A 19,903-nucleotide genomic window follows, 5' to 3' on the forward strand; every position below is an offset into this window, starting at 1 on the left:
GCCTACACTCCGAGATAGCTGTGAAGCTTGTTGACATTGACGGCAAGCTCGGCGTTCGGGATCATGTCAACCACATGCCCCTCCTCGACCACGTAGTGTCGATCCGCCAGTGTTGCCGCAAAATGGAAATTCTGCTCGACGAGAACGATGGTGTAGCCTTCGTTCTTAAGCTCTGTGATCGTTCTTCCAATTTGATCGATGATCACAGGGGCCAGCCCTTCGGTCGGTTCGTCGAGCAGCAAGAGCCGGGCGCCAGTACGAAGAATTCGTCCTATGGCAAGCATTTGCTGCTCGCCGCCTGAAAGCTTCTTCCCGTGACTGTTGATCCGCTCCTTGAGGTTTGGAAACATTGCGAAGACGCGTTCCGTGCTCATCCCGCCAGGTTTGACCTGCGGCGGCAGGAGAAGGTTCTCTTCCACCGACAATGAAGCGTAGATACCCCGATCCTCAGGAACATAGCCGATCCCCAGTCTTGCAATTCGACGGGATGGGAGGCTGATGGTCTGCTGTCCTTCGAACAGGATGGAGCCGCGTCGTCGACCCAACATCCCCATGATAGCTTTCAACGTTGTGCTCTTGCCGGCGCCGTTTCTTCCGAGGAGGGTTACGACTTCGCCGGGCAAGACTTCAAAATTCATCCCGTGGAGAACGTGGCTCTCGCCATACCAGCCCTGGAGGCCGCTAACCTTGAGCAGAGGGGCAAGACTGGATTTTTGCGAACCGTTTAAAACCGAGGTGTTGTCAGTGGACATGGCCGCCTCCCGAACCGATATAAGCCTCGATCACTCTTGGATCTTTCGAGACGGTCGCATAATCGCCTTCTGCGAGGATCTGGCCCCGCGCAAGGACGGTGATACGATCGGAGAGCGATGCAACGACGGAGAGATTGTGCTCGACCATCAACACTGTCCGATTGGCGGCAACACGTTTGATGAGCGCTTCGATCCTCTGAATATCCTCCCGGCCAAGCCCCGCCATAGGCTCATCCAGCAGGAGCATTTCCGGATCAAGCGCGAGCGTCGTGGCGATCTCAAGGGCGCGTTTGCGCCCATAGGACAGCTCTCCAGCCGGAACTTCGGCGTAGGAGGTAAGACCGACTGCCTCGATCAGCCGCAGGGCTTCGTCATCGAGCTCCTCCAGTGTTTTCTCGGAGCGCCAGAAGTAGAAGGAGTCGCCGCGTTTGCGTTGCAGGGCCACGCGCACGTTCTCGCGTGCCGACAATTTGGGAAACACCGCGGAAATCTGAAACGAACGGACGAGTCCAAGCCTTGCGACCTCCGCAGGCTTCCTGCCGGTTACGTCCTTGCCATTATAAGTGATCGAGCCGCTTGTTGGCGTGTAGAACTTTGTCAGCAGGTTGAAGCATGTTGTCTTGCCTGCGCCGTTCGGACCGATCAGGGCGTGTAAGGAACCACGCCGAACTTCCAGATTGACACCTTTGACCGCGGAGAAGCCGGCAAACTCCTTCGTGAGGCCCGAGGTGGATAATATTATGTCGCTCACGGATCACACTCCCGCCTCGTCGGCTCTGATTTCAAAACAGCTCTTCCCGCAATGCGGGATCGAAACGTCGACCCCCCCTTCGCTTTTCCGCCGGCCAGCAACTACAGCGCCATCCGATGTGAGACGGTCTTGACATGCGTATAGTGTGAAAGCCCCTCGGCTCCGCCTTCCCGCCCGTATCCACTGTCCTTTACGCCACCGAACGGGGTTTCCGCGACAGAGGCCTCCAACGTATTGATCGATACATTGCCTGCCTCGATACCGCTCGCAAGGCGATCGACATTGGCTGCGGAGTGCGTGAACCCATATGCTGCAAGACCGAAAGGAAGAGAATTCGCTTTCTCGATTGCTTCGTCAATCGATCCGACAGGATTGATCACGGCCAGAGGCCCAAAGGGTTCTTCTGACAGCACCCGTGCGTCGGGGGGTACGTCCGCAAGAACCGTCACGGGGAAGAAGTATCCCCGATTGGACGATTTCTCGCCACCGGCGAGAACCTTCGCGCCTTTTGACCGCGCGTCCTCCACGAGCGCCGTCAGCGCATCAATTCGGCGGTGGTTTGCGACAGGTCCCATCTGCGTGTTGGGATCGAAGCCATTCCCAATCGTCACTGCGCGCGCGCGCTCCGCGAAAGCAGCGGCAAAGGCCTCGTACAGGCGTTCCTGAACGAAGAACCGCGTCGGTGAGGTGCAAACCTGGCCAGCGTTTCTTGCCTTGCGCATTGCTGAAAGGTTGGCCGCTGCCACCGGATCGACGTCGTCGCAAACGATGACGGGAGCGTGCCCACCAAGTTCCATGAGCACGGGTTTGAGATTACGTGCGGCAAGTTCGGTCAGATGCTTGCCGACAGATGTCGAGCCCGTAAAGGCGATAAGGCCGGTCTGCTTCTGAGGAATGAGGTATTGTGATACTTCGGCGGGGACGCCGAAGACAAGGTTGAAAACGCCTCGGGGCAGCCCGGCATCGTGTAATGCCCTGGCGATATGGTAGGCTCCGGCCGGCGTTTCCTCTGCTGCCTTGATGATGATCGAGCACCCGGCCGCGAGAGCGCCGGCGATTTTCCGTGACGGCTGGCTCATCGGGAAATTCCAGGGCGAGAATGCCGCAACCATACCGACGGGCTCATGAACGACGATGTAGCGAATTCCGGGTTCGCTCGGAATCACCCGGCCGTAGGTACGCTGGGCCTCTCCGGCGTCCCATTCGAAAAACTCGCAGCCGCGAATGACTTCGAGGCGAGACTCGGAAAGCGGCTTACCTTGCTCCATGGTGATGGCTGCGGCGATCTCTTCGATACGTTCCCGCATCAAGGCGGCCGCCTTCATCATGATTTGAGCCCTGTGCCGGGGGGCGGTTCGGCTCCAGACCTTGAAGCCGTGGTCTGCGGCATGAAGGGCGTCATCCAGATCAGCCTTGGCGGCGACCGGTAGCGCTCCAAGGACCGCCTCGTCGGCGGGATTGAGCACCGGCACAGTGTCGGCCGTCTTGCGCCAACCACCATCGATGTAGAGGTGAAGGTCGGGATAAGCATACGCTTTCATTTCGGCTCCTAGAGTTGTTTGAGCACCGGATCATGGGTGCAAGAAACGGACCCGACGCGAGCGTCGGGCGGATATGCGGGTCTGCTGCTAACTCGGAAGCGAGAAAGCCTTACAGGACGAACGGGAGGAACCTGCTCTCGACCAGGCGCACCAGTGAAAGCGCGGCAAGCTCGGATGATTTCGGGTTTGTCGCCAGCGGGCGGTTCTCGATCGATACGTTCATCGTGCCGAAATCTCCGCGGGCGAAAAGCTCGTGACGATTGCCCCTCGCGCCCGGATCTGCCACCAGCTCGACTTGGGTCTTGTCGAGGCCGAGGCCGGAAAGAGCAATGATTGCCGCCACATTGGCGTTCTGCGGGAACCGGGCTGCGGCGTCTCGCGCAGTCCCCGAGAAGAAGGTTTCGGAAACTCTGATATCATCGAGGTGTATCAGCCTCTCCGCTTCTGTTCCTTGCCATGCAGTCGGTGGCTTGACGATACGATGGATAACCTCATCAAGCGCGAGAACCGAGGCAGCCGCGACCGCGTCCACTCCCGCCAGTGCTCCAGGCGGGACCAAGAGCTGACTTCCATTCGTAGCTGCCGTCGAGACAAGGCGCGAGAGCAACTCGTCGTCACAAAATGCACTGGCGGATGCGATTATGACCGCCTTGGCATGCTTTAGTGCGGCTTCGCCCCATTCGCTGACAGCACCGCGGCCAGCAGCCTCTACGAGAAGATCAAGTGCCAGGTTCTCAAGGTGTGCGGGATCGGTGACAACAGCGGTGCCCGCAGGCACATTCTGAGCGTCTGCAGGGTCCTTCAGACAGATCACTGCGAAGGTGATTTGCTCGCCGCGGCGTTGGCGAACTAGCTCGGCAACTCGCTGATTGATGGCTCCCCAGCCGATGAAGCCAATCCGTAGGGGTCTATGAAGATGGGTCATCGTTCTCTTGATCCTGACAATATGGGTGAGCTCTTGTGAACAAGCTGCCGAACATTCGAAGGCTCACGGGGAGCACGTTCGTCGGGTTTAGAGGCACACCCAGCCAGCCGGCGGCTGTTTGCCGGGATGAAGGGTGCCGCAGTGCTTGCAGGTCTTCGCCTCCTCGTTCCCGTAAAACGCCTTATAGAGCGGAGGAAGGTCATCGACGATGCTCACGAGGTCGACTTCGACACGATGCACGAGGTTCGAGCACTCGAAGCAATACCACTCGAAGGCGTCAAGCCAGCCGTCCGGCCGCTTTGGTTCGACAACCAGACCGATCGAACCTTCCTGCGGACGTTGCGGGGAGTGCCGGACATGAGGTGGCAACAGAAAGATCTCGCCTTCACGGATGGGCACGTCATAATGAACGCCGTCATCGACGACCTTGAGAACCATATCGCCCTTGAGCTGGTAGAAAAACTCCTCGACAGGGTCATCATGGTAATCGGTGCGCTGGTTCGGGCCCCCGACAACCGTGACCATGAGATCGGAATCTGTCCAGATCTGCTGGTTACCGACGGGCGGCTTCAGGAGATGCTGATGCTCTTCGATCCACTTGGCAAAGTTGAATGCCTTCAGACGACCTTGTATAGACATTGTTCCACCTCATTTGTTGTCTCCGCTTCACGCGGATTTCAGGATTGCCAGTTCAAAGCTTCAGCCCGCTCGCATCAAACGCCGCGCGAGTGTTTGCTTTTTCTGCTTCGGTGAGTTCGAGCATGGGAGGCCGCACGCGCCCTCCGACCTGGCCAAGAAGTTGCTGCCAGTATTTCTGGTGCGAGTGCGGCTTCTCGGCAGGCCGCGTCTTACGCAGGGCGTCGCGCACCGGCTGCAGGCTGTCGCGGACCGTACGGGCCTTTTCAGCTTCGCCCGCGAAGGCGAGATCTGTGTATTCGCGCATTCGCAAATCGTTCGCGGTTTGGATAAGGTAAGGCGGCGACGAGCAAAGATAGAGCTGCCATCCAAGTTCGAGAATGTTGTCCAACCATTCTTCCTCGGAAGCCGTGCTGATCAGGATACGGTCCGACGCGAGTCTCGTCAGTTCCGCATACATGGGCCTTGGCACGCTATACTTGATCGCGACCACGTTCTCGATATCGGCGAGACGATTGCAAAGCTCCGGCGAAAGCAGGTATCCACTGTCCGGATGGCTCCAGAGAGCGATACCGATATCGACCTTGTCAGCGATCGCCTTGTAATATTCATAAACCGTCTGTTCCTGCTCCTTGAAGAAGTGAAGCACTGGCGCGTGAACGACGATGTAATCAGCACCGATCTTTTGTGCGTGCTTCGCCAAATCGATTACGACGTCCATGTTCTGATCAGAGCATGACATGATTGTTGAAGCCCGGTCGCCCGCCGCCTTGACCGCAAGCTCGAAGTTTCGTTTGCGCTCATCGAGCGACATCGAAAAGAACTCACCCTGCTTGCCGGCAATGAAGAAGCCATCGATCTTCAGATCGTCAATCCAGTGCTGAATGTTTTTGCGGAAGCCGTCTTCGTCAACCTCGAGCTCTTCCGTAAAAGGCATGAGGGCCGCAGCCCAGATACCCTTCATATGCTGGCGCGCGTATGCCTTTGCGTCCTTCTTAGCGTACTTCATGAATTCTGGTCCCTTATAGGCTGTCCAACCTCTTGTTCCTCGAGGAAGACATGGCTCTTGCTGCACAACGCAATCGGGCATGTCCGGCCACATTCTGCGCAGTCACGGCGGCCTTCAGGGCCGGTCGGACTGGTTTCGGAATGTTGGTTTACCTTATGCGAGGTGACTGACCGTTCGGTTGGCTCAACTGTCATAGCGGGTGTGAGCCTCCATCTCCGATCTGTTGCAAGGATGATGACAGGGAGCGGCCTATACAACAATGCAGGGTATTGTTATTAATTAAGATGATTTCCATATAAATAGAGTCACTTATGGCGATTACCCTTCGACAGATCGATGCGTTTCTGGCAGTTGCGGCACAGGGGACATTTACGAAAGCAGCAGAAATGCTGCGGGTCGCCCAACCCGCGCTCTCTCAGCTTGTTCGGGAGCTTGAAGCCGAACTTGGAGTGCGGCTCCTCGACAGAACGACCCGGCGCGTCGAACTCACCGAGGCCGGGCGGGAGTTTCAGGGGGCAGCAAGCAAAATCAGGGAGGATCTGGATCTTGCGGTTGAAAACGCTGGGCAGCTGGCCGAGCGTCGGCGTGGGCGGATCATCGTTGCAGCACCGCCGCTGCTGGCTGCGGTTCTTTTGCCTTCGGCGATCGCCGAGCTTCAAAGAAGCTATCCTGGACTGACGGTCAGTATCATGGACGCCCGCAACGACATCATCATCGAAGCTGTCCGCAACGGACAGGTCGATTGCGGCATCGGCACGTTTTCGGCGCTCGAAGGCAATATTGAGCGTTCCTCGTTGGCGCGCGATCAGCTGCTGTTGTTCTGCCCGGCAGAAAGCCCGTTCGCGAGACAAGACACTGTGACCTGGAGCCAGTTGGCAAATCAGCAGATTGTCACGCTCTCCCGAGAGAGCGCCATCCGACTTCTCGTCGAGGTTGGTTTCGAGAACGCCCAAATCGAACTCAACCCAGCGTATGAGGTCACCCAAATCACGACAGCGCTTGCGCTGGTGACGGCCGGCCTGGGGGTCGCCGTGCTTCCGACATACGCTCGAACTGTTGCAAATCCGAAGATCGTCGTCAGGCCGCTCCTCGAGCCAATCTCTCGAGACATCATCATGATACGCCCCAGTGGACGATCGATGTCCCCTGCCCTCGCGAGCTTCGAAGGCATCGTTAAACGACATACCAGGCAGATTGTGCCGGACTGAGCACACTTTTAACGCCGAGAACAGATTAGAGTGGCGTGCAACGGTTCCCGGCATGACATCTACTCCCTCGGCGTCCCCTTGGTGTCGTAAGGAGGAACCGGAACGACGAGCCGGTCGGACGAGCGACAGTAGTTCGGTCCACCCAAGCGCCCGATCGGCTGGTAACGCTCGACACGCACGCGCATCTTTTGCTCGTCCAGGAGGTCATCACGGAAATACATGCCGACGATCTCTCCAAGGATGATCGAACGGAATTTTGCGTATTCCAGCACCTTGAAAAGCCGGCACTCCCAAGCGATCGGTGCCTCCTCGATCCGGGGCACCGATATCTGGTCGGAAGGAGCAAGTCGCAGCCCGACCTCGTCGGCCTCACAGACGTGCGATGGATGATCCGTACCGCAGCGAACCGCTCGCTCGAGTATGGGTTCGTCGACCATGTTCACCACGAACTCACCGCGAGCCTCGATATTGGCTAATGTGTCCTTGCGCTCTCCTGGACGGTGGCTCTCGTCGCCATAGAGATCGACCCCAATCATCAGAAGTGCCGGTTCTTCACTTAGATAATTAAAGGCACTGAACGGAGCAGCATTACAATGACCGTCTTCGCGCAGACTGGTTACCAGACCGATGGGACGCGGACCGACGCTTCCGGTAATCAACCAATAGCGCTGCCGCGTCGTGAGATCGCGAAGAGAGACATGAGTCATCTGACAGCCTCGCGGAAGTTTGCCAGTTGCTGGGCAAAAACGCCGGCAAGCCGGTGAAGGAAGTCAGTATTGGCACCCCCGACTAGCTCGCCATTCGCGAAAGCTCTTTGAGCATTCGGGATCGCCAGATCCTCAGGAAAAACCGTAGCCCCCATCTTGCTCAGGATCGCCCGTAAGTGCCCAATCGCGCGAATTCCGCCAAAAGGACCGATCGACGTTCCGACGATCAGCGATGGCTTGAGCCTGAACGGTTCAAGAGGTGCCATTCCGTCGCCAGGCCGAGAGCACCAATCCAATGTGTTCTTCAGCAAAGGAGTGACGGATCCATTGTACTCCGGGCAGGCGAACAGGAGGCCATCATGCTCCTTGATGATGCGCCGTAGCGAAAGCACCTGTGAGGGAACGCCATCTTTGCTCTCAAGATCACCGTCATAGATCGGAAACGGATAGTCGCGCAGATTGATTTCCCGCACGTCCACGCCTTGTGACCTGAGCGCCTCAGCTGCAATTCCGAGAAGGACTGAATTCCACGATCCCGCCCGGGTGCTGCCAGAAAAGGCCAATACGCGCGCGAGTGCCCCATCAGCCGGTGCTCTACCGGTGATCGTCTCAATGTTCGTCATGATATTCGATCGCTCCCTTCGGCAACAGGAAAATGAAGGTGCAAGCGCCGCCGGTTACGGTCGGGTAGTGGCTGGTACCGGGCGCAAACACTTTCCAGCCCTCTCCCTTCCCGCAGAACTGCCCCTCAGGATCGACGGGCTGGATCATGTTGATCTCGCCGAGCGGATGGGTGTGGAAGTTGCCCTTCACATTTTTCAGCTTTGCGCTCTCGACGACGAAGTCGTGGTGTCCGTCGGCAACGACACCAAGGCGCCCGCGGCAATAGTCGGGACCGTCAATGATCTTGTAGCAGGCCCATTGCTCGTCAATTCCGGTCCGAAGAAGCCGCTTCATCTCCTGAAAACTCTCGGTATGAGGACCGAATACGTCATTCAGGCGGGCCTCAAGTTCCTGGTCGAGTGCACTCTCTCCAATGAAGCTGATAAGCTGTTCGAGGTGCCGGATCAGTTCCGGTTTGTGTTTGCCCGTGGGAAGGTCTGTTTCATCAATCATCTCTGTTCTCCTCTTCGGTTTTTCCGGTCTGCCGCGCCGGATCCCCATGATGGTATTGAGATGACAGCCGAGATTTTGCGCCGGATTGATCCACTTGTTGCTGAATTGATATGAAGTGCGGCAAGCGGCCTGAAATTTTGGAAAGGCCGTTGCACTGCCGCCGTTCCCCTGCCTTCATCGAAGGATCAAATAAAAAAGAGGGGTTCCCATGCGTAAGCTTGCTACAGCTTTGTTGGCATTCACGGCTTTGAGCTGCACGAATGCATTCGCAGAAATATCGAAGAACACGGTCCGGATTGGCGTGCTGACCGATTATACCGGCATGTTCGCGGGCCTGTCCGGGCCGGGCGGCGAAATTGCTGCGCGGATGGCAGTCGAGGATTACGGTAGTAAAGTCGCAGGCGCACCGATCGAAGTCATTTCCGCCGACCATCAAAACAAGGCGGACCTTGGTTCGGCGCTCGTCAGGCGCTGGTATGATGAAGAAGGCGTCGACCTTGTCATGGACGTGCCAAACTCTTCGGTGGCACTCGCCGTACAATCGATCGCCAACGAGCGCCATAAGCTGGTGATTTATGCTGGCGCCGGTACTGCGGATCTGACCGGAAAGGCGTGCATGCCGACGGGATTCCAATGGGTATGGGACACCTACTCTGTAGCCATTTCCACTGGTCGCGCGATGCTGGATGAGGGCCTTAAGAACTGGTACATCATCGCCGCCGACTATGCGTTTGGGCAGACGATGACGTCCGACATTACCAAGATCGTCGAAGGCCGTGGAGGAAAAATCGTCGGCACGGTGAAGCACCCGCTTAATTCTCCGGATTTGTCCTCTTTCATTCTGCAGGCACAAGGAGCGAGTCCAGACGTGATCGCGCTTGCGAATGGGGGCGCGGATACAATCAATACGGTCAAGCAGTTCGCCGAGTTCGGCGGCACTTCCAGCGGTGTCAAGCTTGCGGGTCTTGCGGTCTTTATCTCGGACATCCACGGTATCGGTCTCGAAAGCGCCCAGGGGATGCGGCTGACCACAGGCTTCTATTGGGATCGAACCGACGAGACGCGCGCCTGGTCCAAGCGCTTTTTCGAGAAACACGGATCCATGCCGACTATGGCCCAGGCGGGAGTCTATTCGGCCGTTACCCACTACCTGCGGGCCGTGGAGGCCTTGAAGGACGACGATCCGGTCAAGGTCGCAGAACAGATGCGCAAGACGAAAGTGAACGACGTCTTCACGAAGGACGGCTTCATTCGAGAAGATGGCCGCTTGGTTCACGACATGTACCTGGTCGAGGTGAAGAAGCCTGACGAGGTCCGCTATCCCTGGGACTATTACAAGGTCCTCTCCACCATACCGGCACAAGATACCGTACGACCGCTCGCAGAAAGCGCCTGCCCATTGGTAAAAAAGTAGGGCCTTTACCAACGCGACGCTCGTTCGACCTCGTTATGCAGCGACGGCGAAGCGATCTTGCCGTCTCTGGACGACGTGATATCCTCTCCGACGTCGGATTTTCTGGCGGGGGCAACATGATATCGCGTGAGGAGCTGCCGAAGAGAGAGGGCGTGGAGCTTTTGGACTGGGCGGGAGTCGATGGCTCTTGGCCTATGCCGGTGGCAATTTGGGACGCCCCGAAAGGCTTCAACACCTGCACTCGCCCCGACCATCAGCCTTGCCACGTCATTGCCGTGCGTTTGTCCGGTGCGCTTGTCGAGCGGGTGCGTCCCGACGCCTTTAAGTCCGAGCGCTTGCGGCCACGAGGGTTTTCGGTTCACCCAGCAGGGCGCGAACTCAGGTTTGTGGCTTCGTCCGCGATACGGTTTGCGCATCTTTACGTAAGCCAGGCTTTTCTTCAGGATATATACGGTAAAACAACGACTTCCGGCTCACCAGACGCTGCTCTCGTTCGCAGTGACAGGGTGATGTACCTTGATGCCGAAATGAGTAGCCAGCTCGACGCGTATGTCCATCGAGCGTTTCAGCGCAGCGATCCACCGTCGAAGCTCGAAATGGAAAGTCGTGCTAATCTGATCGCTTTAAGATTGCTGCGATATAAATCAATGGAACCGCTTTCTTCGTCCCAAAGCGAAAGCAATCTGGCGCCATGGCAATTACGGCGGGTGTGCAACCATCTTGAAGCGAACCTTGATCGTACGGTCCGGCTTACGGAATTGGCGGAATTGATCGGGATCTCCAAGGAACATCTCTGTCGCGCGTTCCATCTGACTACAGGCAGGCCTCCTCTGAGGTGGCATTTGGAAAAGCGGATCGAGCGCGCTTGTGAACTCCTGGCCAGGAACCAATCAACACTCACAAGCATCGCGCAGGATGTCGGCTACTCTGGCCAAAGCTCTTTCGGGACAGCATTCAAAGAATTGATGGGGATGACGCCTGATCAGTATCGACGTTTAAGACAAAACTGATTGCAAGCCGCCAAGTCGATGAAGATCTCCGCCCAACACATGGAGATTGCAACTGAGATTGTTCCAGACAATGTCAGCTGGTGAAAATCCTAAGGCATTTGTCATCCGGCCAGAAAAAGCAAACAAGTGGTGTCGCGCGTGCGGGCGTTCGGGCAATCCGGACGATATTACGTCCGCCTACAGGGGTCAGAACAAGATCAGTGCGAAATCGTACGCTTAGGCGGGAAAGTGATGCTGGAGACCGACATTCGTTTCCTAAAATGCGCGCTAAATAGGATTTCACCCTAAAAGGTCATGTTTCAGCACAGGCCGTAAGTTACGGAAAATCTGCACGAATTCTGTTAGCGTACGATTTCGCACTGATCTTGTTCTGACCCCAGGAACAGGGGAGCATGAGGATTTGTGGGGCGATCACGCGGCGCGGGGTGTTTCGTCGTTCTCATGATTGTCGTTGGCCAGGCCTGGATACCACTGCCGGAAGGTCGAGTGCAGTGAGCCGTCGAGGGTCTGTGTTCGGGTTTGCAGCAGAAGATGCGCACCGGTCCTGCTCCATTGCATCTGTTGCTTCTTGGCAAAACGCTTGGAGATAACGGCGTTGACGGTCGCCTCAACGAAGGCCGAGGAGATGCGCTCTCCAGAGCGATAGCGCTCGCCGTAATTGATCAGGCTCGCGCTGTTGGAGGCAATGTAGGCCTGGAACTCTCCGATCGCCGTCAGGAACTTGCGCATGTTCGGATAGTCCGTCTCGGTTCCTTCCGCATCGAATTGCAGGTCGGCAATTTCATCCCGGGCACGATAGCTATTGCCATGCCACAGATACCATTTGATCTTGCGCAGAGTTTCGAGCATAGCCTGTCCAGCCTGCTCGTTGTGGTTTTCGAGCCCCTGGGCGAACTGGCGAAGGACCGTGATGCGCACGGTGATATGGAACCAGTCGAGGACATGCTCGCTCGCCGGTGCGATCATCTCGGCGAGCGAGCGCACTTCTTCGCCACCGTCGGTGATGAAGGTGATATCCTAATTGGCCTGAACACCCTGCTTCTTGAGGTGATCGAGGATGCGCCGCTGCGGCCTGCGGTCATAGCCATGGACGAAACCGATGTATCGCGGATCGCCGTCTTCGGGCAGCGAACGGCCGACAATCAGCTCGAAATTCTTCTTCCGGTCGTTGCGGTCGCGGATGTATCCGCCATCCAGGCCGATGACGATGCGGCCATCCGGAATGGGCAGGTTCATCCAGTCGCGCGGGCAGGCATCCTGCATGAAGGACACCCGCTCTTCCGTCAGTTCCCGCTCGATCCGGCACGCGGTGCGCAGCGCATGCTGCCGGACTGTGGTGGCGTTGGCGCCGCAATCAATCGGCAGCACGTCGGCCAGTAGTTCGGCCGCGGCGGCGTAGGGCACGAGTGAGGCCCACCGGGTCTCCAGATAAAGGCGTTCAGGTGCAATGTGGTCAGGGATCAGTTTCCGTAGAGGTGAGATCGTTGCTGGGCCGTTCCCTCCGGCCGTCCGTGGCAAGCAATAGCGCGGGCTCTTCAGCCGGATGTCGCCGAACAGCGTATGGAAGGTGACGGGATAACTTCCCTTGCTGCGCAGACGGCAACCATCCAGATCGCGGTTTTCCCTGAGCCACAATTCCACCTGCGTCTCCACCATCGCCTGCTGCAACTTGGCTAGCAGGGTCTTCGCCTCCGACAATGACAGTCCGAGATCCTCGGCGCCTTTCGTCACCTTCGCCAAATCCGCAACGGTCTCGGTCGCGATCGTCTCGCCGTCACCATCCATCATCTGCAATACCAACCGCGCCCGCATGTCGTCTTCCCGCATCGAGTTTTCCAGAATGGCCGGAGTGGAAAATCGGATGCTTGCAAAACAGCCGTTTCCGCTCTTCGTGCCGGAAACAGTGATATCGAATACGGGTTAGCAATCCGAAAATCATCTGGTAAACCGCCATGACTTCGATCGAGCGTGCCGCCAATGCCGTCGCCAACATTCTCATTTGGGAGGGTATCGACTATCTTCGAAACAACCGTGGCGACCCTGCGCCGGAAATTCGATCAGGTCACCGGATCCGGCCGCTCGCGCTCTGCTTTCGGGCATCCGGCGCGATCGCGGTGATGATGCAGCTCTCCTGGCGGCTGATCTTCTTCGACGGATCGCAACAACAGACCGGTTACATCTGCTGGTGCATGAGTATCAGATATTCGCCCTGTTGCAGGCGTTCATTCGTCTTCCGGTGTTCGAAGCGCTCTCCCAGCCAACTTGCGCGCTCCCTCAGTCTATCCAGTGCCCCGCGCAGTTCCTCCGAGCGGCCGGGATCGTCCAGCGCAGCAAGGGATTTCGTTTCGGCAGCCTCCTGCAAAAACTCCGTCGTGATCTCCAGGTCGTGCATCGTCTCATAGCCGAAGGCGTTGTCGTGCCGCCACATCCAAGCCTCGGGTCCGCCGCAGTCTTCCTTCGGACAGTCGCAGCCGCCTCCCATGCATGCCGGATAGTGAGCACCCGGTTTGACTGGCTGGCGCTCCTCCAGCCGGATCTCGTGCTCCCATAGAATGTTGAGGTCGTACTCGTAAAGGAACCGGCTGCCTTTGCGCAGCTTCAATTCGCCAAGCGTCTTGGCGGGGACCGGGCTCCCGTCTCCCACGAGCCGTACCGCGCGGCGTGAATGATGAACTGATAAAGGTGGATGCCTTCCCATCCCATTACGACCTGAAGGACGCCATGAAATTCGCGCAGGCTGATTGTCGAGAGAACCTGGACCCTGCGCCACACCATCGGGCTTACGTCTTTCAACCAGATACGGAATTGCAGGCCGAAAACTTCATCCTCAGAGGTCGCCGTGTCCCCGCGAGCTCTCGTTGTTCGTCTTGCCCTCTTCACGCTCACCAGTTCCGTCGAAATTCAATGGCGACGACATACTCCGTTCCGGCCCACCCCACAAATCCTTATGCTCCCCATAATGCTGGGGTCTGCAAGCCTGCGACTTGTGGTTACTTCAGAGCTGTTTGATTCGGCTGTCGAGCCCACAGCCGGTCATGACGATAAATGAATGAATTTCAAGGTTTAGCAAATTCAAGATTCGAGCGTCGTAGGTTCGAATCCGTTCAAGAGCTTAAATCATCGCCGAACGGTAATGGAAAGTATGAGCTGTTTCACGCAAGGGCCAAGTTCGGAGTGCTACGAAAAGTTCTCCAGCACCGCCATAAACGTATGTCGGTCGCCCTGTCCCTCAGTCAGCCGCACCCGGCCTTCGATGTCCGCGAGGTGATGATCCATCAAGTCCTGCGCCTTGCTGAGGTCCTTCGCCTTCAGTGCCGTAACGATCATGCGGTGGTGATCCGCGCCGCAGTCGTCCTTGCGATCCTCCTCGTAGAGCGACATAACGAGCGAGAGGCGTGCGACGATCTTGGAGAGCATTTCGGTCAGCACCGGGTTGCCAGCGAGATCGGCCAGCACGATGTGGAATTTACCCGACAGGACCGTCTTCGATTTCTCGTCGCCGTGATGATGGATGTGTTCTTCCTCGTCCGTCAGCTTCTGCAATGCGTCGAGCTGGTCTGTCGTTGCGCGGAGGATGACGAGTTCGAGCAGCATCCGTTCCAGCTTCCGGCGCGCCTCGAAGAGGTTCTTGGCCTGCTCGATGCTCGGTTCGGCGACGAAGGTGCCGCGGTTGCGCTTGCGTTCCAGCAGATGGTCGCTCTCAAGCACGCCGAGTGCGCCGCGGACGACGGTGCGGCTTACGCCGAAATGCTCGGCGATCGCCTCTTCAAGGATCTTGGTGCCTGGCTTGAGCGCGCCTTCGCCGATCGCCGCTGCCAGCGTGTTGCGGATGCGTTCGGATACGTCGTCATTGTCGACGGTGTCCGCCGTGCCATTGGCGGTCGTGGACGGTTTCAGGCTTTGACGGCGCATCTTCTTCATCATTTCTCTCCAGGCTCGGCAACAGCCTCTGCGTCAGACCGGACGCCGCGAGATATCCGATATCTGCACGCTGTAATTTTTTCCATAAGAAAGTTTGTACGCAACTCGATGTTTCCACCGTGGGCTGGCGAGATCGGGCGGCCGAAGCCGCCGTTATTCGGCCCGTTAGGCCGCCCTTCGCTCCGACACTGCCGAATTCAGTGCGATGCCTTGGTCCTTGCAGATGGTCTCGATGTGCCGTGCCGACTGCTTAATAAAGACGATCGCCTCGTCGAAGCCGTAGGACTGGTGCTCGTAGGTCGGATAGCCGTACTGGCTGGCTTCGTAGGTCTCCCAGTCCGGAACCGCGCCGGACGCGACGCGCTTTTCGTAGCCATCGACCAGCGCCATGTAGGCGTCGAGTTCTTCGGCCGTGAGATCGGGATGGCCGGCGCGCCAGATCGGATCGTCGATCTGGATGCACTGGCGTGGGTTGGCCTTGCGCGGCTTGTCGGCGACGGAGGCTGCGACCTCCAGCGAGAGGTTGAGCGCGGGGTTTGCCTCGGCGAGGATCGGCAAGATCGTCTCGAAATCGACGATGCCGCCGCCGACCGGGCGGGTCTGGAAATCGAGGCCGCCGGGCGCGCGGCCGACGTAGGCGTCCTTTATGTGCGTCTGGCGAACGAAAGGCGCGAGGCGTTTCGCCGCAAAGACCGGATGCTCGGCCCGCTGCAGGCCATTGGCCGTGTCGAAGACGGCGCCGACGCAATCGGCGCCGACCTTCTCGATCAGCCGCAGGATTTCGAAGGAGGTGATCTCGTCATGGGTCTCGATATTCAGATGCGCGCCATGCGCACGGGCAACGGGCGCAAGCTTCTGCAGCACCTTCTCGATGCCGATCAACTGGTCTTCCCAGGTGATGTCGGTGCGGAAGCGGTCATTGGCGAGACGGCCGCAATATTCGGACTTGAAGTTGCCGGGCGCGACCCAGAGCTCGAAGCAGCCGATAGCGGCGCTCGCCTCGATCATCCGCGTGAATCCGGCAATAATGTCCCCGTTACCGGCCGCTCTCAGGGCGGGTTCCTCGGCGCTGCAGTAAGGGTTGATCTTGCCAACCCCGCTTTCGAGGTAAAGGCCGAGCTCATCTGCCTTCGCCCTGATGTCACGCAGCTCACCCAAGTCGAGCGTCGGGCTCATGTCCAGCGCGGTGGAGAAGAAGATGCCTGAAAGGCCCAGTTCCTTGACGTGGTCGAGGCTACCGAGCGGGCCGCGCTTCTTCGATTCCGGCAGTTTGATGTTGTCGATGCCAAGCTTCATTGTGTGCTCCTTGTCGTTTCCTGACAGGCGCCGCTGCTCTGGCGACGCCCTTTATTGTTGATCTATCCTCAACCGCGTTTCGCCGTGCGGGATCTGTCGGCGCCGCTGCGGTATTTCGGCTGGAGGCTCTTTTCGAGATAGTGCTGGCCGATCGACGCGATCGTCGTAATCGCGAGGTACCAGATGGAGGCGACGAACAGCAGTTCGATCACCAGGAAGTTGCGGGCGTAGATAACCTGCGCCTGCGTCAGCAAGTCCTGCATGCCGATGACGGAGACGATGGCGCTGGCCTTCAGCATGCCGATCGCCTGGTTGCCGGTCGGGGGCACGATAAGGCGCGCCGCCTGCGGCAGGATGACGGTGCGGAATGTTTGCCGGGGCTTCAGTCCGAGTGCTGTCGCCGCCTCCCGCTGTCCACGGTCGATGGCAAGCAGGCCACTGCGGATGATTTCAGACATGTTGGCGGCCTCGTGCAGCCCGAGGGCCAGGAAGCCCGCCAGCGCCGGTGTGACGAGATCGTTGATCGAGATGCTGTAGTGGCCCACCCCGACCTGCGGAATGAAGAGCGCGATATTGAACCAGAGGAAGATCTGGACGATCAGCGGCACGCCGCGAAACCACCAGACGAAGCCTGCGGCAATCGCCTTCAGAACGATGTTCGTCGACGTTGCCATGACGGCGAGCGGGCAGCCGAGGCCGATGCCGAAGATCATGGCGCCGGCCGTCAGTTCCAGCGTCAGCAGCACGCCGCGCAGGATCTGGGGGTGCACGAGATAGCGAGGGATTTCGGACCATTGCACGCTCTGGCTTTGCGCGACGACGCTGCCGAGGAGCACCAGCGCGAGGATCGCGCTGGCACCAGTTGCGAACTGTCCCCACTTGATCGACCGCATGGCCGGTGGCGGCAGGCTCATTGTCGTTGTCTGTGCGGAGAACAGTGTCATGAGGTTTACTCCGCAGGCATGCTGGCGGCGTCGTTGACCTTGACGGTCTTCACCGCGAGCGGGCCGAGGCTCCACTTCTTCATGATCGTCTCGTAGGCGCCGCTGTCGACCATCTGCTGCAGGGCGGCGGCGACGGTGTCGCGGAGTTCCGGATTGTCCTTCGATATCAGCATACCGAGATAGCCGACAGCGAGGCGGATTTCGGGAAGCGCCTGCAGGCCCTTGCCGTTGCCGGTCTGGTGCTCGGTCGTATAGACGCTGGTCGCATAGCCGTTGACGGTGGCATCGGCGCGACCGGTGCGCACGGCCTGCAGCACGTCCGGCATCTTCGGGATCGCCATGATGTCAATCGGCGTCTTGCACTTCGCCGAAGCGGCCTCGACCATCTTGCCCTGGAAGGTACCGACCGGAACGGCAACCTTCTTGCCGCAGAGGTCTTCCATGCTTTTGATGCCGAGCGGGTTGTCCTTGATCGTCATGATCGTCGTGGCGTCATACATATAGTCGATGACATCTACCTGCTTTTCCAGTTCGACGTCGTCGTTGATGCCAGAGATCGTCATGTCGAACCGCTTGGACAGGATTGCGGGAACGATGGCGGCGCCGGCGCCGACATCCGTCATCTGGACGTCGAGGCCGAGGATAACACCGAGGGCCGCGGCGATATCGGCGTCGATGCCCACGAGCTTGCCGTCATCGTCATGGAAACTGATCGGCGGGGTCAGATCCGTTGCCACCTTCAGCGTGCCGGATGCCTTGATCGACGCGGGAAGGCCGTCTACCAGCTTCGGTGTCAGCACCACTCCGGGGAGCTTTGCAACGTCAGTCGCTTCCATCTTCTCGGCCGCGCTCTCTGCGGCGTGGCCGGAGAGCGCCATGAGAGTGACGAGCGCGGTGGCGATGCCGGCCTTCAGGATTGTCTGCACGTTCTTCATGGGATCCCCTTTTTCGATTTTGCCATGCATGAATTCTCTGGGATCTTCCAAGCAATCACTGTGCCAGTTTCACCTTCGCGGCATCAAGCGATTGAATATGAACGAATAAATCTTCCTCATCGTTTGTCCGAATAAAGTTTCGCATATTATTTCGCATACTTGTTCGAAATAACAATGATTAAAAAATCGCCCTTGCGTCGATTTTCTGGGCGAAAACTGCCTCAAGTCTCGCCTTTTCCCTCATCCCCATTCTTCTCACGATGCTGGTGGCCGGGGAAATTGCCTGTTTCTCGCCAGACGCTGGAGATATCCGGCCGATAAATGTGCAGAATTCTGCACGACATCGAACCTTAATGGCAAAACTTTAGACAAATAATCTTCCGCAATAAATGCCGGAAGTTCATGATAAGAAAGTTTCGAAACTTTATAAATCATAAAAAGCAACTTTTAATCAGTGACTTGAGTTTGTCTCGATCAACGGACTCCGAATCTGGCACGGCCCTTGCAATTCCCTTTTCATGAACATGCTCCGGCGTCGGAGCGCTCATTGCCACCACGCAGGATCAGGGAAGCGACATGCTGGACATCGCAAAGACTAACGATCGCAAGCGGCTCAGTGTTCGGGGCGTCACCCATAGCTATGGCGGGCAGAATGCCGTCAGCGACATATCCTTCGATATCGAGGCCGGCGAGATCGTTGCGCTTCTGGGGCCGAGCGGCTGCGGCAAGTCGACGGTGCTGAGGGCGATCGCCGGCCTCATTCAGCCGAAGGCAGGCAGGATCGTGCTGGGCGACGACGACCTTGCCAATGTCTCTGCCCGTGCACGCGGCATCGGCATGGTCTTCCAGAACTATGCCCTGTTCCCGCATCTGACCGTCGCGGAAAACATCGCCTATCCGCTCGCCTGCCAAAAGGTGTCGCGCGCGGAACGAAACGCTCGGGTCGAGGAGATGCTCTCGCTCGTCCGCCTCGATGGTTATGGCAACCGCCTGCCGCGCGAGCTCTCCGGAGGCCAGCAGCAGCGTGTCGCCGTCGCCCGCGCCATCGCCGGTCGTCCGTCGCTGCTGCTTCTCGACGAACCCTTCGGCGCTCTCGACCGGGCGCTGCGCTTCGACCTGGAGGTCGAACTCCTTCATCTGCAGAAGACGCTCGGCATCACCACGCTGATCGTCACCCACGACCAGGAGGAGGCCCAGAGCCTCGCCAGCCGTCTGGTGCTGATGAACAAGGGCAATGTCGAGCAGATCGACACGCCGATGGCCGTCTACGACCGGCCGAAGACCCTGTTCGTCAACACCTTCATCGGCCAGACCAACGTTCTCCAGGGCACTGTTGCCGAACTCGGCGAAGGCAGCACGGTCATCGCTCTGAAGAGCGGCGGAAACCTCGTCCTGCCGCGCCGCCTGAGCTTCACCACGGGCTCGGATGTCACCATCACCTTCCGGCCCGAAGAGGTCCGCCTGATGACGCAGCCGGGCGTGAATGCGCCCGCCGTGCGTGTCACCGTTTCCGTGCCGCTCGGCCCGACGCTGATCCACGACCTCGTGCTCGATGACGGTACTAGCCTGCGCGCCTCCGAGGTTCGCGGTCCCGGCACGGCCATTCCCGATATCGGTGCCCAACTTTTCGCAGAGATCGACACCCGCAGGTGTCACGCATTTCCGGCCGAACCGGAAAGCATCCAGTGAATACCCCCTTTGAATGCCCAGAGAATGAACAACGACAACCAACAGAGGT

19 protein-coding genes and 1 pseudogene are annotated in these 19,903 nt (G+C 58.3%); 4 read left to right on the top strand and 16 right to left on the bottom strand.

Going from position 1 to position 19,903, the window contains the following annotated elements:
• Window positions 1-2 precede the first annotated feature (2 nt).
• The 6 genes from KQ933_RS21900 to KQ933_RS21925 form a co-directional block, all read right to left on the bottom strand.
• Window positions 3-752: an ABC transporter ATP-binding protein gene (locus KQ933_RS21900; protein WP_216759966.1), complete on the bottom strand. Its 750-nt coding sequence runs from the start codon at window positions 750-752 to the stop codon at window positions 3-5.
• Entirely contained in the window at window positions 742-1,503 is a 762-nt protein-coding gene (locus KQ933_RS21905) for an ABC transporter ATP-binding protein (protein WP_216759967.1), read from the bottom strand. Before KQ933_RS21905 ends, KQ933_RS21900 begins: the two co-directional genes overlap by 11 nt.
• Before the next feature lie 101 nt (window positions 1,504-1,604).
• The gene (locus KQ933_RS21910) at window positions 1,605-3,044 is read right to left on the bottom strand and encodes an NAD-dependent succinate-semialdehyde dehydrogenase (RefSeq protein WP_216759968.1); all 1,440 of its coding nucleotides are present in this window, start codon (window positions 3,042-3,044) and stop codon (window positions 1,605-1,607) included.
• A gap of 109 nt (window positions 3,045-3,153) precedes the next feature.
• Window positions 3,154-3,969, bottom strand: a complete 816-nt coding sequence (locus tag KQ933_RS21915) for an aspartate dehydrogenase (RefSeq protein WP_216759969.1) — start codon at window positions 3,967-3,969, stop codon at window positions 3,154-3,156.
• Between the two features lie 87 nt (window positions 3,970-4,056).
• Window positions 4,057-4,608 (bottom strand): 3-hydroxyanthranilate 3,4-dioxygenase, encoded by a 552-nt coding sequence (locus KQ933_RS21920; RefSeq protein WP_216759970.1) that lies wholly within the window; start codon window positions 4,606-4,608, stop codon window positions 4,057-4,059.
• 52 nt (window positions 4,609-4,660) lie between these two features.
• Window positions 4,661-5,614, bottom strand: coding sequence for a dihydrodipicolinate synthase family protein (locus tag KQ933_RS21925; RefSeq protein WP_216760762.1), 954 nt, complete (start codon window positions 5,612-5,614; stop codon window positions 4,661-4,663).
• 311 nt (window positions 5,615-5,925) lie between these two features.
• Between KQ933_RS21925 and KQ933_RS21930 the strand changes: the two genes are divergently transcribed.
• On the top strand, window positions 5,926-6,822 hold the full coding sequence (locus tag KQ933_RS21930; RefSeq protein ID WP_216759971.1) for a LysR family transcriptional regulator: 897 nt from the start codon (window positions 5,926-5,928) through the stop codon (window positions 6,820-6,822).
• A gap of 59 nt (window positions 6,823-6,881) precedes the next feature.
• On the opposite strand, the gene KQ933_RS21935 is transcribed toward KQ933_RS21930, so the two are convergent.
• Genes KQ933_RS21935 through KQ933_RS21945 form a run of 3 tightly spaced genes read right to left on the bottom strand, consistent with a single transcriptional unit; the run spans window position 6,882 to window position 8,645 of the window.
• Window positions 6,882-7,529, bottom strand: a complete 648-nt coding sequence (locus KQ933_RS21935) for a flavin reductase family protein (protein ID WP_216759972.1) — start codon at window positions 7,527-7,529, stop codon at window positions 6,882-6,884.
• Complete coding sequence (locus KQ933_RS21940; RefSeq protein ID WP_216759973.1) at window positions 7,526-8,152, bottom strand: NADPH-dependent FMN reductase; 627 nt, start codon at window positions 8,150-8,152, stop codon at window positions 7,526-7,528. The genes KQ933_RS21935 and KQ933_RS21940 overlap by 4 nt, the downstream gene beginning before the upstream one ends.
• Window positions 8,139-8,645, bottom strand: coding sequence for a DUF4863 family protein (locus KQ933_RS21945; protein ID WP_216759974.1), 507 nt, complete (start codon window positions 8,643-8,645; stop codon window positions 8,139-8,141). Before KQ933_RS21945 ends, KQ933_RS21940 begins: the two co-directional genes overlap by 14 nt.
• Before the next feature lie 208 nt (window positions 8,646-8,853).
• Here KQ933_RS21945 and KQ933_RS21950 point away from each other — a divergent pair, with 208 nt between their 5' ends.
• Entirely contained in the window at window positions 8,854-10,059 is a 1,206-nt protein-coding gene (locus KQ933_RS21950; protein WP_216759975.1) for an ABC transporter substrate-binding protein, read from the top strand.
• Window positions 10,060-10,175: 116 nt separating this feature from the next.
• Window positions 10,176-11,069, top strand: coding sequence for an AraC family transcriptional regulator (locus KQ933_RS21955; RefSeq protein WP_216759976.1), 894 nt, complete (start codon window positions 10,176-10,178; stop codon window positions 11,067-11,069).
• A 411-nt stretch (window positions 11,070-11,480) separates the two neighbouring features.
• Here KQ933_RS21955 and KQ933_RS21960 read toward each other — a convergent pair.
• The 7 genes and pseudogenes from KQ933_RS21960 to KQ933_RS21990 form a co-directional block, all read right to left on the bottom strand.
• A pseudogene (locus tag KQ933_RS21960) lies at window positions 11,481-12,881 on the bottom strand (ISKra4 family transposase).
• Window positions 12,882-13,242: 361 nt separating this feature from the next.
• The gene (locus tag KQ933_RS21965) at window positions 13,243-13,713 is read right to left on the bottom strand and encodes a plasmid pRiA4b ORF-3 family protein (RefSeq protein WP_253958385.1); all 471 of its coding nucleotides are present in this window, start codon (window positions 13,711-13,713) and stop codon (window positions 13,243-13,245) included.
• Window positions 13,668-13,844, bottom strand: a complete 177-nt coding sequence (locus KQ933_RS33835) for a hypothetical protein (protein WP_367882550.1) — start codon at window positions 13,842-13,844, stop codon at window positions 13,668-13,670. The genes KQ933_RS21965 and KQ933_RS33835 overlap by 46 nt, the downstream gene beginning before the upstream one ends.
• A gap of 402 nt (window positions 13,845-14,246) precedes the next feature.
• Window positions 14,247-14,990: a GntR family transcriptional regulator gene (locus KQ933_RS21975; RefSeq protein ID WP_216759979.1), complete on the bottom strand. Its 744-nt coding sequence runs from the start codon at window positions 14,988-14,990 to the stop codon at window positions 14,247-14,249.
• A 165-nt stretch (window positions 14,991-15,155) separates the two neighbouring features.
• Window positions 15,156-16,286 (bottom strand): sugar phosphate isomerase/epimerase family protein, encoded by a 1,131-nt coding sequence (locus KQ933_RS21980; protein ID WP_216759980.1) that lies wholly within the window; start codon window positions 16,284-16,286, stop codon window positions 15,156-15,158.
• A 68-nt stretch (window positions 16,287-16,354) separates the two neighbouring features.
• Complete coding sequence (locus KQ933_RS21985) at window positions 16,355-17,230, bottom strand: amino acid ABC transporter permease (RefSeq protein ID WP_216759981.1); 876 nt, start codon at window positions 17,228-17,230, stop codon at window positions 16,355-16,357.
• Between the two features lie 5 nt (window positions 17,231-17,235).
• Window positions 17,236-18,165 carry an ABC transporter substrate-binding protein gene (locus KQ933_RS21990; RefSeq protein ID WP_216759982.1) on the bottom strand — a complete coding sequence of 310 codons (930 nt, stop codon included), beginning with the start codon at window positions 18,163-18,165 and terminating at the stop codon, window positions 17,236-17,238.
• A gap of 576 nt (window positions 18,166-18,741) precedes the next feature.
• Between KQ933_RS21990 and KQ933_RS21995 the strand changes: the two genes are divergently transcribed.
• Window positions 18,742-19,854 (top strand): ABC transporter ATP-binding protein, encoded by a 1,113-nt coding sequence (locus tag KQ933_RS21995; protein WP_216759983.1) that lies wholly within the window; start codon window positions 18,742-18,744, stop codon window positions 19,852-19,854.
• Window positions 19,855-19,903 lie beyond the last annotated feature (49 nt).

This window comes from Rhizobium sp. WYJ-E13 (assembly GCF_018987265.1).
Classification (GTDB): Bacteria; Pseudomonadota; Alphaproteobacteria; order Rhizobiales; family Rhizobiaceae; genus Rhizobium.